At 42.3% G+C, this 18,191-nt stretch carries 6 protein-coding genes; 3 read left to right on the forward strand and 3 right to left on the reverse strand.

Annotated elements, in window-relative coordinates; translation table 11 throughout:
* Window positions 1–73: 73 nt before the first annotated feature.
* The gene (locus LBN07_04135) at window positions 74–2,641 is read right to left on the reverse strand and encodes a hypothetical protein (GenBank protein MDR0850636.1); all 2,568 of its coding nucleotides are present in this window, start codon (window positions 2,639–2,641) and stop codon (window positions 74–76) included.
* A gap of 405 nt (window positions 2,642–3,046) precedes the next feature.
* On the opposite strand from LBN07_04135, the gene LBN07_04140 reads away from it, so the two are divergent.
* Entirely contained in the window at window positions 3,047–5,152 is a 2,106-nt protein-coding gene (locus tag LBN07_04140) for an acetate--CoA ligase family protein (protein ID MDR0850637.1), read from the forward strand.
* Window positions 5,153–5,392: 240 nt separating this feature from the next.
* Here the strand turns inward: LBN07_04140 and LBN07_04145 are convergent, their stop codons facing one another.
* Window positions 5,393–7,399, reverse strand: a complete 2,007-nt coding sequence (locus LBN07_04145) for a type IV secretory system conjugative DNA transfer family protein (protein ID MDR0850638.1) — start codon at window positions 7,397–7,399, stop codon at window positions 5,393–5,395.
* Between the two features lie 389 nt (window positions 7,400–7,788).
* Here LBN07_04145 and LBN07_04150 point away from each other — a divergent pair, with 389 nt between their 5' ends.
* Window positions 7,789–8,136 carry a hypothetical protein gene (locus LBN07_04150; GenBank protein MDR0850639.1) on the forward strand — a complete coding sequence of 116 codons (348 nt, stop codon included), beginning with the start codon at window positions 7,789–7,791 and terminating at the stop codon, window positions 8,134–8,136.
* Between the two features lie 245 nt (window positions 8,137–8,381).
* Window positions 8,382–16,889, forward strand: coding sequence for a hypothetical protein (locus tag LBN07_04155; protein MDR0850640.1), 8,508 nt, complete (start codon window positions 8,382–8,384; stop codon window positions 16,887–16,889).
* A gap of 192 nt (window positions 16,890–17,081) precedes the next feature.
* On the opposite strand, the gene LBN07_04160 is transcribed toward LBN07_04155, so the two are convergent.
* Window positions 17,082–18,182: a hypothetical protein gene (locus LBN07_04160; GenBank protein ID MDR0850641.1), complete on the reverse strand. Its 1,101-nt coding sequence runs from the start codon at window positions 18,180–18,182 to the stop codon at window positions 17,082–17,084.
* Window positions 18,183–18,191 lie beyond the last annotated feature (9 nt).

Genomic DNA, 18,191 nt, shown 5'->3' on the forward strand with positions numbered 1-18,191 from the left:
TCAATTCAACATTATAACAAAAAAACCTCTTTTTGTAAACAAATTAGTTTACATTTCTATATTTTTTTCAAAATTAAACGAGGTTTCCGCATATTTGAGTTATCATAATCTGCAAGCCATACATAAAATCATAGGGCCGCCCGTTAAGCTCTGCCGAAAAAGCAATTTCAAAGTATGAAAATCCGGTATAGTTTGACACATATCCGGGACGCGTGCCCGTGCTGTATTTACTTTCTTCAAAAAAATCATCAAATACTTCGGTTCCTATGCTTTGTCTGCCAAAACCGATATTTTCGGTATAAAGGTCATAACCTCCTTCACCGTTCATTCCGGGGCCGGCGAATTGGTCCAGCGTTACAGTAAAGTTATTGTTGTCCAAAAGCTGTCCGTCAGGGCTCAAAAACTGAAGCGTGGTTATGTCAAACTCAACATCCCATATGTCGCCCGGGCTAATCCCCCACTCATCAATGGTCACAAACATATTTACAACAGGCGCCAAACATTCATAAACCGTCATGGTGCCGGCCAAGGGGTCCCATTGGTGATATCTGAATATAGTATTGATTTTTAGTTTATCCAGATTGGGATATACACTGACATCTCCGGTTATCATATACTCATCATTGTGCTGAGCGGGCTCAAGATAGCTGTATTGCGGCTGCGGATAAGTAAGCGGCTTTGTTGTTGGCATAATTCCGAGGCCAACATAAGACAAATCAAAAGCAGTGTTGGGCATAATAATAATTGACTGCATTCTACCGGTTATATACGGGTCAGGAGTAATATCAAACTCGCCAAAACCCCAATCGCCTTCTTCATCCGTTTCAAGGTCAATTTCCTCTTCTCCTCCAAACATCTCAGGACCGTTGATATAATAAGTACCCACATCAAGATACTCCAAAATTCCGCGTGACATAAATCTTTCCTGCTGTTTAATCTGGTGCATTACGGCATAAACCGTAGTACGATAGTTTTTAAACTCGGGCATACTCTTGTCATATTTACCGTTATAAGCCAAGGGCGTGTCCCCCAAACCTGGGTAATAATCCGTTGACACAGCTGCAAACTTAATCTTGCTGAACACATCATTATAACCGCCGTCCTCAAGACCTGCTCTTAGGTCAATAGGGCTATATCCCTCTATCAATTCTCTATACTTAACGATTGTATTTCCGTTAAAAACCGCTTCGTTGGTGTTGTAGGTTACAGTTCCTGCATCAGTTGTACCGTTTGGCAAAATCTTAGCGTCATCCGCCGCTATAAGACTGTCGCCTATCACTTCACTCATAATATATTCAGCCAGAGCATCAGCCTCACCAACTGACAATCCCCAATGGTCAAGATAAATCGACGCAAAATTTAGGAACCTGTCCATTGCAACTGTCGCCAAGGGATTTAAAACCATCTGACTGCTTATAGGGTTCCAGATCATTCCGCCATAAGTTATGATTGTATTATAATCCTGCAACGGATTAAAGGTAAGCTCCTGATATTCATTCCACCACCAAAATGGCATCTCTCTGAGTCTCACCACAATCTCACCGCTAGGAATAGGCTGATCGCCAAATACCATAATTCTGAGTATTTCTACCTTAAGTTTTTCTTTATAGGTCATAATAAGCGCCTGTAAAAACAGTTCGTCTTCAGCTCCAACAACACTGCCGGCACTTGACATGAGGCTTGAAAGCGCAGATAAATCATTCCATAGCCAGCCGGTGCCGTTGTCAGTCCTTATGGCATCAGAATGGGTGTCAATTGCAAAACCCGTGTATCCCACTATGACATAATCAACATAAGTGTGTAAAATTCCGTGATATTCTATCCTATAAGCCCCGGGCGGCGGAGAAGTTATCGTAGCGGTATCCGTGCCCAGCAATGACTCTGAAATTAAACTCGAAAAGTCGTCGCCCGTATTCAGGTTTACTATATAGTCAATATCATAACCGCCCTTATATTCAAATTCTATAGTTCCGGCAGTGGTTATGGTGATAGTAGTATCCTGATAATCATCTATTGACCTGCGGCTTTGCATTATATAATAATCTACACCCGCTTCTTGCATATGTACAATTGTTGTAGGGTTAATTGCCAGCATTTCACTATCATATTGCTGAATTTCAGACTGCGTTGCAGCCATCCCTCCCAGCGTAAAGCCCAACCCTGCATAGTTCATTGAAACAAACGGATTAGTGTTGGTATACCTCCAGCCCAAAATCTCCAAATTGTCAATTGCGCCCTGACTGAGCTCTTTTACGCTTGGGCCATACTCCGCAACCAGACCCTTCAAAATCTCCTCGGCAAGTGCGTCTATATCCTCGGTCAGTTTTTCTTTTATATACGCCATATCCTCAACAGTGCGGGCATCTTTTTTGAGTATCATACGTATGCCGTCCATATATTCATCCATATCCTGATAATTGCTACCAAAACCCCTGCTGTCGTTGGGGTCAGGATCAATTTCAACAACTGCCGGCGGCCGTGGGCCGCTTGGAGGTGTAGGGTCGTCGTTATTATTATTGTTGCCGATACTGTTGGTGCCGCCGCCGCTTTCACAGCCGGCAAAAATAAACATCACACCAATCAATATGCAAATCACAAACTTATTCAGCATTTTTGCTAAGCGTTGCTTGTTTCCTTTCATATTTCCCCTCTCTCAAAATTTCCGCCGCTTTTATCTTTCTTGCGGTAGTGTGTGCGCATTTGACAGTGTGTATGTGTATCATTGAACATTTCTGTAAATTCACATAAGTTTTAATCCCCAGGCCGCTTGCAAATAGTCAAATTCCGTCCTTCTAATCTTTACAGGTAGTGCATATGTCATTAAACGCTCCTACAGATATAAACTTTTTGTAATAAAGTACTTATTTAATACCTCTGCCGCCTGCAAATGGTCAAAGCCTCAGTGAGGTGATATATATACACCACCTTTTTCTATAATTATATCTAAAACCGCATTAAAAAGCAAGTTATTACAAAGAATAAAATTCAGTTGCTTAAAAATATTTGTTAAGTTATAATATTTTTCGTGAAGGAGAATGAAAATTTTATGAAAAATCAAATTGAAAGCCTGCTTAACCCTAAATCTGTGGCAATCGTAGGAGCATCTTTGACAGAGAGCTCGGTTGGCTTTGTAGTACTCAAAAATATCAAAGAATCAAGCTTTGAAGGGGAAATCTACCCTATCAATCCAAAATATGTTAACGGAATGGGCCTTAAATTTTATCCAAGCATTTTAGATACCCCAGAAATACCCGACTTAGCAGTGATAGTAATTAACTCAAAGCTGGTGCTTGACGCCATAGAAGAGTGTCACAAAAGGGGCATAAGAGGTGTGTATATCATAAGTGCAGGCTTTAAAGAAGCCGGCCATGACGGAGCCGAGCTTGAAAAGCAACTGAGCAATAAGCTTAAAGAATACGGCATCAGAGCCATCGGGCCAAACGGAATAGGAATACTAAATAACTGCCCCGAAAACAAGATAAACGCCTCTTTTGCTGACAATAATACCACATTCGGAAAAACCGCCTATATCAGCCAGAGCGGTGCGCTCGGGTGCGGAGTTCTCAACATGCTGAGCGACATGGGTCTGGGTCTTGCGTATATGGTATCTCTTGGAAATCAGTGCGATATCACTACCACCGAACTTATTGAATACTTTGGGGATAACAAAAATGTTGACCAGATTTTGCTCTATATCGAAACCATCAAAGATGCCGACAAGTTTAAAGAAGCTTGTCAAAAAGTAAGCAAAACTAAGCCCATAATCTGCGTAAAATCAGGCAGAAGCGACAAGGGAGCCGTGGCCACAACCTCTCACACGGGCTCGCTTGCAGGCTCCGAAATTGTTACTGAAGCCTTTTTGAAACAATGCGGAGTACTACGCCAAATTTCGCTTAGTGATATGCTCACAACCAGCTTTGCAGTTTCAAAAACCTGCGTGCCGGCAGGAAATAAAACTGTCATTATGACCAACGGCGCGGGCCCTGCAATCCTGGCCGTTGACAAGCTTGTTGACCTCGGAATCGAGCCCATCAAAATTCCCGATAACCTCATAGAGACACTCAAAACTTTTAACTCCCCTCTTGCTTCCTACAACAACCCAATTGACATGATAGCCTCCGCAACACCGGAAGTTTATCAAAAAACTCTGGATGAGTGCCTGAAGCACAGTGAGGTTGATATTGTTTTACTAATCCATCTTGAGCTTCTGGGCTACAAAAGTGAGGATATAGCAAAATCCACCATGACCGTTGCCAAAAAATATCCTAAAAAGACGGTGCTGAGCGTATATATCACACCTGAGCAAAACTTTGACAGAATTATAAAATCAAACCCCACTATGCCTGTATATAAAACTGTTGACGAAGCAGCGCACGCCATAAAACAACTGCTACGCTATAAAAACTGCCGTGAAGCCGATATAAAACCTCTATCCGGCATCAAACTAGACAAAGCAAAAATCAAAGCCATTCTGGACGGCGCCAAAAAAGAAAATCGAACGCTTTTGACCACCCACGAATCACTTGAAATATTCAAAGCATGCGGGCTTAATGTATGTAAGTCTATGCTTGCAACAACCGAAGCCGAGGCCATTAAGCTAGCCAATGAAATCGGCTACCCCGTTGTTTTAAAAGCCTCGTCAAAAGTTATGACCCACAAAAGCGATGTCGGAGCGGTTAAGGTAAACATTAAAAACGACGACGAGCTTAAGAAAAATTACAGCCAAATCATAAAATCTCTATCCGAGCACGGATACAGCGAGGGCCTCGAAGGCATTTTGGTGCAGCAGATGATAAAGCACGACAAAGCCTTTGTGGTTGGCCTTAGCACCGACCCGCTCTATGGCAAGGTTTCAATGTTTGGCTTCGGCGGTGTATACGTTGAAGTTTTCAAAGATGTTTGCTTCAAAACCTTGCCGCTCACAACTGAGGACCTTCATGAGCAGCTTTATACCCCAAAATCAAGCAAGCTACTGATGGGGGCCCGCGGTGGCGTAAAAGCCAAAATGGAGCAAATCGAAAAAGCTCTTGCTGCTGTCAGCGAGCTGTCACAAGCCTTCCCGAGCATTCAGGAGTCGGATATTAACCCGCTCGTAATCGAAGAAGCCACCGGCAATGCAGTTGTAGTTGACGCCAGATTCGTAAATAGTTAAAGATGGAAATTGCTTTGTTATTTCATTCCTCGCAATGACATAAAACACGTCATTGCGAGGGGTGCATCGTCACGACGCGACAATCCCAAATTCTATCCTTACATTGCATAAAATCACAACTCGGCACAAAAAATAACCACTTTAACACTAAAATATAGCATTATTTAATAAGCGACCATACGGTCAGCCAAACCGACCGAGCAGTCTGACACAAAAAAAGACCCTTTGGGGGTCTTTTTTTTAAAAGTCACTCATTCGAGAGAGAATTTTTCTGTTTCTCTCAATTATGCTATATGACACTCTGGCCTCGTCAAGCGCACGGCTGGGAACATATCCCTGAACAGTTTGGCTTGTGTCAAACATAGGCGTTGCCCAAGCGTAGGTGCTTTTGCATTTGATAGGAAATTCATTTAGAATTTTTACAATTATAGTACCCGTCTTATCTCTGGCACCTTCAAGGTGACCCAGCTCATCCGGATAAATAAGCGGACGGGATACCATGCTGACATTGGTGGTCTTAGAAGTATCTTCTTTCTGTTTGGTTTTGCTTTCGGTTTCCATCTTGATTGAAATGTCACCGCAGAGCTTGCTGAACTCTTCACAGGTCGGATGGTCGTCGGTACCTACGAATATTTTAATCGGACAGTTGCCCTTCAGCACCGCAGCTACATCATCGCCGTATTTAGCGTTGAGCTGACTGAATGACTGAAGCACAAGAGCAAAGAATATGTTTCGGCTTCGCGCTACCGTTATCATGCCGGCAATCTTTTCAATCTTTGGCAGGTTTGCAAATTCATCCATCATAAAATATGTGATTCTCGGCAACTTTTGTTCAGGATATTTGTTGGCAAGATCCACAAGCTTGTTATAAAGCTGAGATATCATCATAGTTGCAATACCGTGACGGCTTTCTTTTTCATCGGGTATGATTATGAACAATGCTGTAGGTTTGTCGGCATAACTGTCAAAATTCATCTCATTTTTGCTTGTTGCAAAACACATACCTGTGTCATTAAACAATCCAATCTTTGCCCCCACTATACCCATATATGACCTTGTGGTGGTCGGAGCATTGTTTATGGCTGTGGTAATAAGCTGACCGACCTTGCTGAACTTGTCTCTGCCCAAAAAGTATTGCCGCAACGTTTTATAAGGGTTTTCAGGGTCAGCGTCTTTATAGTTACATATTTTAGATAGGTTGTAAAAATTAAAGCGCTCTCTGGTCATTCCAAGGTCGGGGTTCATACTGTCCTCAAGCATAGCAAGCATAGTTCCGTAAATAAACTCCTGTGCTCCCCTCTCCCAGCTACTGTCCTGCTTGCTTTCAATCGGACACAAAACACCCGCAATTTCTCTCAACTCATTTTCGGCCAAGTCAATAAGCTCAGCTTTCTTAGCTTCAATGTCCCCCAGCACGCTCTCTTTGTTTGGATAGGCCACGCCTCTAAACTCATACCATTCATAGTTATATTCACGGGCAATAATCTTAAGCCCCAGGTCAGCCGGATTTACGTTTGTATGTACCTTAACTTCTTTCTGAAGCTCGTGCGCCTCGTGATACATCATATATGAATTGTCAAGCGGGTTCCAGCAAACCGATGCGTAAGGCTGCCTCAGGTTAAATACCTTCACGTCATAGCCGCATTTTTGCAGGTGGTTGTTGTTTTTTGCATACAGCTCACCCTTAGGGTCGGTTATAACAAAGCTGGGTTTACTTTTGGTTTTGGCCAAAATTTGTATCTGCGGAATGATAAATCTCTCGGTTTTACCGGTTCCGGTGGTACCGATTACCATAGTGTGGATAGCTTTATACATATTTATATGAAGGTTGTTGCCTTCAAGCTGGCTTCGCAGAAGCATTCCGTCTTTACTTTGGCTGATGGTGCTCCATGTGCAATACATAAACTGTTTTTCGGTCCGTAGCTCCTTTTCGGTTATCCATCGGCTGTCAAAATATTGTTCCAGATTGTCGCCCTTTTTGGTCTGGGTCTTAATTCCGCCTTTACCAGAGCCGCTGCTACCCAACTTATCAGATTTTTTGACAATCCAAATCAAAAGGAAAATTGCAACTGTTGCCCCCACAACCCCCAAGAACATTCCGTTACTAAATACAGCCCCGGGGCTTAAGTCTCCATTATTAAAAAGAAACCCCGTTACTACATAGGCAATAATAACAATGATAATAAGAAAGAACAATCCATAAAGTAAATTGCCTCCAACCTTTTTCTTGCCGCTATCATCCGCCATAAAGCACCCCCCTCAATATAACTTATATTAATGCATGTACATTTATCATTAAATGTATATCATTGCATCAATTTAGTGTGTTATAGCAATTATAATATATAATCAGCCTATTGACAAGTCTTTTATATGATTTTGTATAGATTCGTTACTCAAAGCCGATATATAATAATGACGAGGATTTTGTCATTTTGAAAAATGACCGAATTAGATTGTTTGATAGATAGCATAGCGACCGATAAAAACTCCTCCTTATGTCACTTTTTTCTTCTTTTCATCAAAATTTTCAAAAAAAAATTAAAAAATGCAAAAAACTTTGTAAAACGTTTTGATTTCTTGTATTTTTATGTTATATTATTCTCATAATAAATCTTGGTAAGGAGGAAAGTTTCATGGCATTTCTTACTCAATTGGCAAGTTTGATAATAAACAAGTCTTTTTTGACCGGTATTTTCTTTAATCCGGACAATTGGCCTACGGGTGAAAAATGGGGCTGGCTCGGAGGAGTTGTAGAATTTATTGACAGCGCGTTTGTTCCTATTTTGATTATCCTTGGTGCAGTGGGCGGAGTTTGGTGTATATTCCTTGGTGTAAATTTGGCCCGTGCAGAGACCGCCGACAAAGCTGATGAAGCAAAAAAGAGACTTATTAACGTAATTATTGCCGTTATTGCAAGTGCCCTATTGATATTCTTGCTGGCACTGTTTGTTGCAAACATACCGAACATCTTCGGAGAATAACTACAACAAAAACCAGCACCTTCATTAAACCCGACTATGTCGGGTTTTTGCTTTTGCGGGGCAGGATGTCAATTAAAAGGCGATTCTATCGATACGCTCCGGAATGACATTTGTTTTACCCATTAAGGCATATTAAACATGCCTTTTTTGTTTGCTGTTTTGTGCCTTAATATGATATATTATATATAATTATATATTATATACAAATACTAACCATGATGGGGACCAAAACAGAGGAGTATTTTATGAAAACAATAAAAAAAGTCTGGGTTTCAACAATTTTTGTGGGTGTGATAATGGCGCTATGTTCAGCGCTATTTGTTGACATTAATGTTCAAAGGAACCCATCCGCTACGGCTGGATACGGAACATCAGAGGCTGTGACCAGCGAAGCAGCGGCATGGCAATATATAAACTACGGCACTGCGCAGAACCCTATAAATCTGCCTTATGCGTTTTATTTGCATAACGCAAACTACGATCAGGGCCCTCCTGCCAATCCAAACGGATATTATGTGCAGCCAAACAACTATAACGCCACGACCAACACCGTCTCGGACCCCGTACATATACCTCTGGCAACCGAACCTACCGACGAAACCAATCCCGAACTTAATCCTCATGGCCCTCTTGATCCTTATAACTCAAATGTTAGCATAAGGTTTGGAAGCGATGATGCAAACTATTCTGTCAAGGTAACTCAACTGACCGTTACCGGATTTGTGGGTAGCACAGAGCTTGACCTCAGCACCGCTGTCACCACCGGCTATACAACCACCAGCCAAGGTGCTACTATTCCTTATCAATATTTTGAATATGACATTTCTTTGCATGAAATAGGCAGTATTATCAGCCCGTCTGGCACTTTCGATACCGGAACAGATATGCTTAAAAAGACACAATTTGGGTCAGATCCGCTTTTGCCGCACGAGCGTATAGGAACATATACCTTTAACTTCTCATATGCTTATTCCTATCCAAACGGTGTATCGGGCACAACAAATTATAAATTTCAGTTTAACATAATCAATGAAGACATTTACACCGCCTTTTCTCCCCAAGTTTATGGGGCCGACAAAGTAGGGAGTTCAAACTATTACGTTTACAACTTTAATCAAGATACCACCCCCACCATGGGCTTTGACGCAACCAAGTTTGCGCCAAGTTTTACGCTTTCTAAGAAGTCCAGCAACAGCATAACCTCAAGCACAGATTACACTTTTTCTCAGTTTATCAAAACCAATTCCAACCCTTCGGGCGTTGCTGCCACTCAACCAAGAACTTCAGCGACACCCACCGGTGAAATTCAGCTGAGCGGAAACCAGAAGATTTATACATACAAACGCTACTTCCCTATCATTCCTGCTGACGGAGGCACCCCCATAGACAAAAACAACCCGTCAACATATATCATTACTGACGACTACTCTACTATTGACTTAGGTGACCCGCTAACTTATATAGTTGTGGATTATTACGCAGAGTTTAACCCACAAAGTTTCGGTGATTATACACTTAATATACAGTATTTAATTGAAGGCTCTTCAAACAATTATATTATAGCAGAAATCTCAGAATCAATAACAAGTCTAAAGACCAGATACCTTAGTATCTTTGGTTTTGTTGCCGATTACTATAACCAAGGTGTTAATCCAAAGGCCTACACCGAGCTTAAAAATAATTACACACAGGCCAACGCTTATGCCGTAAATATGCAGACAAGCAATATCTATTCATACTTTTCTGGTGCCGCAGGCGACAACCATATTTTTGCTTCAACCCCCACAATCAACACCGCCAGAGATATTCCTGTTACAAATCAGGCTCCGATAAGGTTTGAGTTTTACGGCACGCTAGGCTCGGGCTCTCAATTCTGGACATACACCGACAATTCCACCTACACCGCCAAAGAACAGGCGCTCATGGCGCTGAACAACCCCTCTGCTCTTTTGGGCGGACAGACATACTACTCGGGCGCAACATTTACGCAAGAAGGCATTTATCTTGTTCAAATAAACTATACTCTAAGCTCTTCACTTAACATAGCGGCAGTTCCACCCTTGGGTGTAAGCGGCACGCAGTTTTTTGTGTTTGAAATCAACAACACCCCGCCTCAGATTTTGGTGCAGGCAATAAGCGACGGCCCAAGCAGCACCAGAGTTGCGACTACAATGACAACAAAATATACCAACCAAGACCTTAGAATTCTGTTGCCTACCTACACCTATACTTTCTTTGCGCCTGTATCTGTGCAGGGGCAAATTTATAACGCCTTTAACCTAAATACCAACCCCAACAGCCAAACTCTTTATAAAAAGACCGAAACCAGCGGCATTGACACCACAGTAAATATAGGCGGCACAGATTACAATTATTATGTCCGAAATCAGGGCAGCGTACTCGATTACACCTACTCTAAAGATACCTATGGCTTTGTATACGTAAACATTACATACGGCGCAAGCAGAACAACCTATACCGTGCGCTATATAGTTGACAATTCAAACTTCAGCGCGGTAGAACTAAAGACTGTGCAATACAACGACACCAACTACGTAAAAGAAAACACCTTTGACCCTTTGTGGGTTTCGCAGTTGACAAGCGGACGCGCCGTTGATTTGCAAGCCTTAATAAACTCCGCCTTCTCTCTTGATTGGAACGAAAAGCTATGGGCACAGTATGAACCAGACGGCCTTTCTTCAAACGTTACGGCCTACAGACTGCCATTTGAAAACTTCGGAGCTACACCTGAGGCGTTGCTTGCTTCCAACGGCACTGATTATATGGTGGCAAACGGATATCAGACTACCTCTATAGAACCGGTAGCATACAAAAATAGCAAAGGCAGCAATATCGTAAACAGTGACAATTTTGTGTCGGCAAACGGCGTATACCTCTTTTATGTAGAGGACTATGCCGGAAACAATTTCTGGCGCATGGTCATGCTTGACAAAACCCGAGCTATGGTTATTCAAAAAGATAACAGCGATACTGTATACGTTCCTTCAACAGGTATGCCCAACTTTGTAAATGAAGAAACCAAGCTTATATTCGGAACACATAAAGTCATTGAAATAACGAGCACTGCCCCTTCCAGCATGGAATATACTATAAACGGCATAACCTATAACCTGCTGGGTCTCAGCGGTGCAAACAGCGTAGGAAAGCTTCAGAATACAAGCTTTTTTAAGCCTGACACTGCTTTTGACAGCGCAACCTCCTCATATTTGTCGGTTGCTATCAACAAAATTGAATATCAATCCACCGACACTAGTGAGAGCAGCACAGATGTCGGCAGCGAAGGTCAAATAAAAACTTTGCCGGTCGGAAATTCTATGATAACCATTTATCCGCCGCCGCCGCAAACCGGAACTGAATTTTATGGCGAATACCGATATAACTTCAAAATATTTCCTAACAACAACAAAATCATTTCGCTTGGCCGCGACATAACCAGTAACTATGAAGTTCAGATGAATATGGATCAGGCTCAAGGCCAATATTGGGCATATTCAAACGAAGACAACCTAACAAACAACAAATATATTCCGACCAAAACAGGTACCAACCTTAATCTGCTAAAATTCCTGTTTAAGCAGCCCGCTCCGGGTGCAGCAACTCACATTGAACAAGTCTCTTATGACTACTACCCCTTTGACTACAACGCTGCATCAAGCTACCCCTTTTCTTCGGTGGCGCTTGAAAGCAGAACCGATGTACTTGACTATGCTATACCCAACGACCCCACTCAAATTCCTGCACCAACTGCTCAAAACTTTTTAGTATATTATGTTGACAACGGAAATAATCCGTCTGTGGCGCAGACATTGCCCGGAAAATATGTGTTTAGCAGAACCTACGCATATAGCCCCAGCGGCTACGGACTTGATATCCAAACCAGGACTTACACCGTTTATGTTGACCAAAACGGAATAATATCATCAACATACAACGGCAACTTGCGTGAAGTGGGCGACAATATTTCAATTATTCTGGGGGCAGAAACCTCCAATCCTTATACCTTTAAAAACTTCTTCCGAACAACAGGCGAGGTCGACCGTCAGGGCAACCCCATTATTTTGTCGACAAACAAAATGCCCGTGCAGCTTATGATTCCTGCATTTAAATACTACAACTCTCCGCGTATATCATCGGCATACGCGTTCAGCCGTCTGGACGTAAATATTTTGTATACCAGCCCCAACGCATCTGCTATGAGTCAGGAAACACTGTTTAACCGAAACTCCTCGCTCTATAACATCCTAAACTTTGCTGAAAACAACGTATACTACTCTGCCCCGGGCAACGCCTCGGCGCTTCCCACATTCAGTGAAGAAGGACTTTATACCATCACCATAACCGACAACACCGGTTACACCGACCGTATAAACAATGGCTGGGAAACTATCACAAACGTAAATCCCAAAAAGATTGTGTTTGCATTCAGGATTGTTCATTCAAGGCCCACAGCTACCTTTGAGGTAGCTCCAAACAGCGGTTCAAAATATACGCTTACCGAGAGCTTAGACAACGACGGTCATACCTTTGCCACCAACGCAAAGCACGGTGAAGCAGCAGTAACCATGAGCTGGCAGGATCCGGCTGACCCGTATACTGCCAAAGTAGCTCAGGTAAACGTAAGCAGCAACAAAAGCGCTGTAACTGAAACCTTTAACCTTTCGGATATCAATATTGAAGCCCTATTGGCTACACGGCCAAACGGTGAACTTTTGGGATATAACGGAATTATATCACCGTCATATCTGGTGTCATTTAAAATAGCCCGAATAGCAACCAATACCTTCTATGACACCAAAAATGGCACAATATATTATCAATATAGCTATACAATGCAGTTTAACATTGAATATGAGTGTATATATACAATTGAGCTGCGATATGCAAAATTGGGCGAACTCAACCATGGCTTCGGCAACTTTGTAAACAACACTTATACCCTTCAGATAGACCGAACCAAACCCACTAACAATATAAGCAACCTACTTTCGACAGATTCTTATTTGGTGAGCTCAGGCTATTATGGCAGCAGCGACACTACCTATCTGCTGTCAACCTTTGCAAATGAAAACCAACTGCCGGGGCTTGACCAAACTCAGGGGCAAGCAGGACGTCCGATTATATATGATTACTCCTTCGGAATTCAAAATTCATACGCAATGAATTACAACGCATCCGATGCCCTCAAAACCTTCTATGTAAGAAAGTATAACAAATATGACGCAAACTCCGGAGCCAGCGCAAACGCATCTTTGACGCCCGACAACCCTCTCTATACTTCCGGACTAAACTATCTGCAGTTTAACCCCTACACCTACCTCAGCGACGGATATATCGCGGTTATGCGTGACGGCAGCAGATTTGTAAACATGAACGACAATCTCGGGTTTGCCGTAAACGGAACAACCTTCAGAGCAGCAGTTATGGCAGCGCTTAAATATACCTCTACCGCCACTGCAGTCGAAATAAGCGGCTTCTATGAAATAATCGAGCGCGACCTTGCCGGAAACTACAGAGCCTACACTATATATATAGGCGACGGAGCACAAAACTTTAACCTTTTTGAGCTGGTGGCGTCTGACGGCACCAATCCGCCGCAGCCATTTAATAATGCAATAGCCGACCCGACAATCTATAGAACCCTGAATGTCACCGACTATAAGGCGAAGCTTGGCTGGGCTCATGTGTCACTTCAAAATATGAACACCGAAACCATACTCATAAATAATGTCGCAATTACACCATATGACCCCAAAAACCAAAACAGTGAAAGCATAAAATATCTAAATCAATTTAACAATGCTTTCATGGCAATTGCTTCAAACAGCAAGTTCATGCTCTCTTCAAGCACAACAGGTTTTGTTGCAACTCAAAAGACAATAAATATTATTGTGCAATATGCTAAGTTGCCGCCACCCGAAGTTCTGAGTATTACAAGCTCCTCAATGAAGCGGCTGATATTTCCTAAAAAAGACTCTTCCGACCCGAATATAACCACCTACCCCATGACAATCGCTATATATGGTTACAACTCAGTGTCGGGCACATATAGCAATCTCATCAAATACTTTGACAGCATACCCGATGACGGCGACCCCTCAACCGAAGAATTTGAGGACATTCCAAACGGCCTTGCTGCCACCTTTGATGTAGATGTGGGCACATACCGAATTGTTTATACCGACAACTTCACCTCTACTCCTTATGAATATATCATAAACCCCGGCATTGACGACGTAGACAACAACAGCAGATATATTCCCGTTGCAGGCAGCAGAGTAAGTGAAGGCGGAAATTGGTTTATGGGCCACCCTGTTACAGTAAACTATCAGCCGCTGATTTTCAGCAGTATAATAGTTCAGCGAAACGGCATAGACTTTTTTACCAGCAGCAATGGTGACGCAATCTCAACCATCAACAGTGCGTATAAGAGCTTTGTGTTGCCGGCTACCCCGATTAACACAGGCTACTATCTCGCTGACGAGACAATCGGCGGAAAGGAAATTTATACCATAAAATATTATGACAAAGGCGGAAATCTAGTTGAAAGCTTGTCTACAACCATTACCATTTACAACGAGCTTCCGGCAATCAACCTGCGCGACCGCGACCTGCTTACGCTGCTTACCGAAAACAAACCCGCAGGCAGCACCATAACAACCTCTACTCCTGTGCGCATTGAGCTACCTGAATTTAGTGCAAACGGAAAGTATTCTCCTGTTTTGGAGCTTGAACAATGGACTTTGGCCGGTGACAAAATAGGAGCGCCGGTACCGGCTTACAACGGATATGTCGTAACCCTTCCCGGAATATACACCGTAACCCTTATTAATGACACATTCGGAAACTCACGTCAGATCAGATTTATAATCAGAGAAGGAGACAGTGCTTTCTATAGTGTAACTAAGACTGATGGTAGCGAAGTTGAGCTTATGCCCTCACCCGTAAAGCTTGACCTGACAAGACCTATATCAGGAGGAGGCAGCAACTCGATTGTAACCGAAATCAAAACCCGACTTCAGTCAGGCAACACACAATATACGGATCTCACTCTTCGAGGCACTCTCATAAACAAGTTCAACTCAGCAAACACCATAATTGACCAATACTTTGTGCTGAGAGGCAGCAGCTTCAATACAAGGGCTGCCGAAGTCAAGCTGGATGCCTCCAAAAACCTAGAGATAGCAGAATTTAGATTCTTCAACGATGCTTTTGACGAAGGAATGATAAACCCCGTAAACAGCACATATATCACATACATTTATCTGATTTATGGAACGGATGACCCAATATACTCAAAAGTTATCGCAGTAACCGAGGTCCCGGCAACCGAAAACTTGGTTACCAGCTTTGGATACTTTGAACCCAACTCATCATTTAGTTCACTTGGAAATGCCTATGAAAAGATACTTTATAAAAACAACGTAAACGAAGACAGCTCTACTACCATCAGGTGGAACACCTCGGCCGGAAGCAGCAACGTATGGTATAGAGCCGGCAATATAGTGAACCTAAAATATACTTTTGGCACAAGCAGCAGCACCGGCTCGGGCACCATGCCAATCAACGCCAATGGCACGCTTCAAACCCCTGCTCCAACCAATTATAGCACTAGCAAAATTCAGGGCACGGGACGGCATATAATCAACTTTGTGGATATGGCAGGTAACTCACAGGTATTCAAAAACGCAAGCGCTATTCCAAACTCTTTCTTCAGTCTGGTGATTTTAGACAGAGTAATATTCAACGTAGATTATAAAGATATAGACGGCGAAACAATGGTTAATCAAACACCTATAAGCTACATGACCTTTAACAGTACAGTAACGCTTAAACTCGACCCGACCTTCCAAAACTACTACACCACTCCAGAGGTTATAGTGCTCCTCAACGGTCAGCCCATTCAGGTGACCAAAGACAACACTGTAAACGGTTATGTGTTTGAACAGAGCGGAAGATATCAGGTAAGCATAAACGCCGACTCAAAACAATCAACAGGAACACCCGAAGAAAAGAGGCTGCGAACAGCAGTATACAACTTCACCATCCTCGAAAAAACTTCGGCAAGGCTGGCGTATGAGTTTAATGAAATGACAGGCTTTGAGATTGTGCGTATTGTAAAAGACGGCGTAGATATCACCAACCAAATCAAAAAAGAACAAATAGGCAACCCCGGGGCAACTCTTACGCAGCTTGACGCCTATATAATCAAAAATTGGTTTGTATCAGCTGACATCGGAACTTTTACCAACGGACAATACAGAGTTATGGCATCAGTAAAATATAACGACCTGCTTGCTCCAAAACTCTATGAGTTTGGATTCTTCATAAGTAATGCTGTTCCGATTATAACCACCGATCCCCAAAGCGGAGAAGCAACAAAAGGCACGATTACAATTTCATACAACTCTGCTGCAATCTATAACCAAATCGGAAAGGCGTATATAAAGATTTTGACCTATGACAGCAACAACAAAACATTTAACGAATTTAGAATTGAAGAAATCAACGAAGAAACCCTGACAAACATCATAACCACTATATCCATCAACCGTACGGGCGAATATTATGTTCAGTTGGTAAGTGACAGCGGAAACATACTTTCAAGCTTTAAGGTAACCAGACTTGAACCTCTTAACACAATTGCAATAATCGTAATCGTATTAGGGTGTCTGGCGGCAGTGGCACTGACAATAGTCATCATCAAGCTACGAACCCGCATGAAAGTAAGATAATCTCTTCAACAAAAAACATATCACAAATGTGATATGTTTTTTTATTGCAAAAATATTGACTTAACATTTTTTATGAGTATAATATTTGTAGAGTGTTTGGAGATATGTAGAATTAAGTTTCTATGTCCCGTAATCACAACCAGCGCAATATGCCCGTGTCGTGCCACTCTTTTTTTTTGTTCTCACATATTTTTAATTGATAGTGACGGTATTACTTACCATTGTCTCAAGTCCCTCTTTTATAGCAGTCAAAAACTCATTATTTTCTTTTTGCAAGCAAAGCGCCAGCACTGTAACACTGCCCCCTTCAAGCTGACGTGCTACTGCCAGCAGTTTTTTGCTGATGCTGAATGAACCTATATCATATATATGTCTGCCTGCTTCCAAATTCTGACTTCGAACAACTCTGTCTATTCCATTAACAACAAGCAAAACATCTTTATTTTCACATGCAAGGCTCTTTGCTCTGCTTATTACAAAATCAATCAATCTCAGATGTTCACTTGGATTTTGCTCAGCAGTAGTATAAAAACATTCGGTATTTTCAAAAGCCTTACACATAACAATTTCTTCGGGAAAGCAGTCTATGCCAATAAATATTTTAACAAATTCACTTTTTCTGTCAATCTCTTGCATAAATTGAACAAACGTATCATCCACTTTTTGATAAAAACCTATCGCTCTCGTCCCTATTTTGGCAACAAGCTTTGACAGCTGCAAAGGCTTTGACAATGGCTTTATCTCCAACTCATCAAAAGTGTTGGGATTATGTTCAGTTGGAGCCTTTCCGTTTATTTCCTCAACCTTAATCACAATCGGCATATCAGCCATCGGGCTTGACTTTGCCATGCCGCGTATGAAGTCTCCTAAGCCCAGACCGTGACGCAAAAGCTGCTCATTTGATATCCGGCAAATTTGTTTGAGATTATAAAAATTTCCGCCGCCGCCCCGCACATAAGCCTCTTCACCTCTGTTGTCAACAAATCCCATAACTTCAACATCACTGCCTGAGTCAATATTGTCAAGGCTCACCCTGCTCTCTCTCAACATGCTTACACCAATTATTTCGGTGCTGTATACGTTTTCTTTATAATTGCTCTTAGGCGGTCTGCCTCGCTTGCTCAGCGGAGTATAAGGATCGGCCTCGCCCCTTATGATACGCAGCATTTCCTCTATCATAACTTCTTTAGTCAGCGTCGTGGGTGAGCGTACACCAAGGTCGCGCGCCATATTTCTCAGCTCAAAAATTCCGAGCCTCAGCAGCTTATTTCTCTGTATATCTTGTTGTGTCATATCTCCTCC

Source organism: Christensenellaceae bacterium (assembly GCA_031260975.1).
Lineage (GTDB): Bacteria > Bacillota > Clostridia > Christensenellales > UBA1242 > JAISKJ01.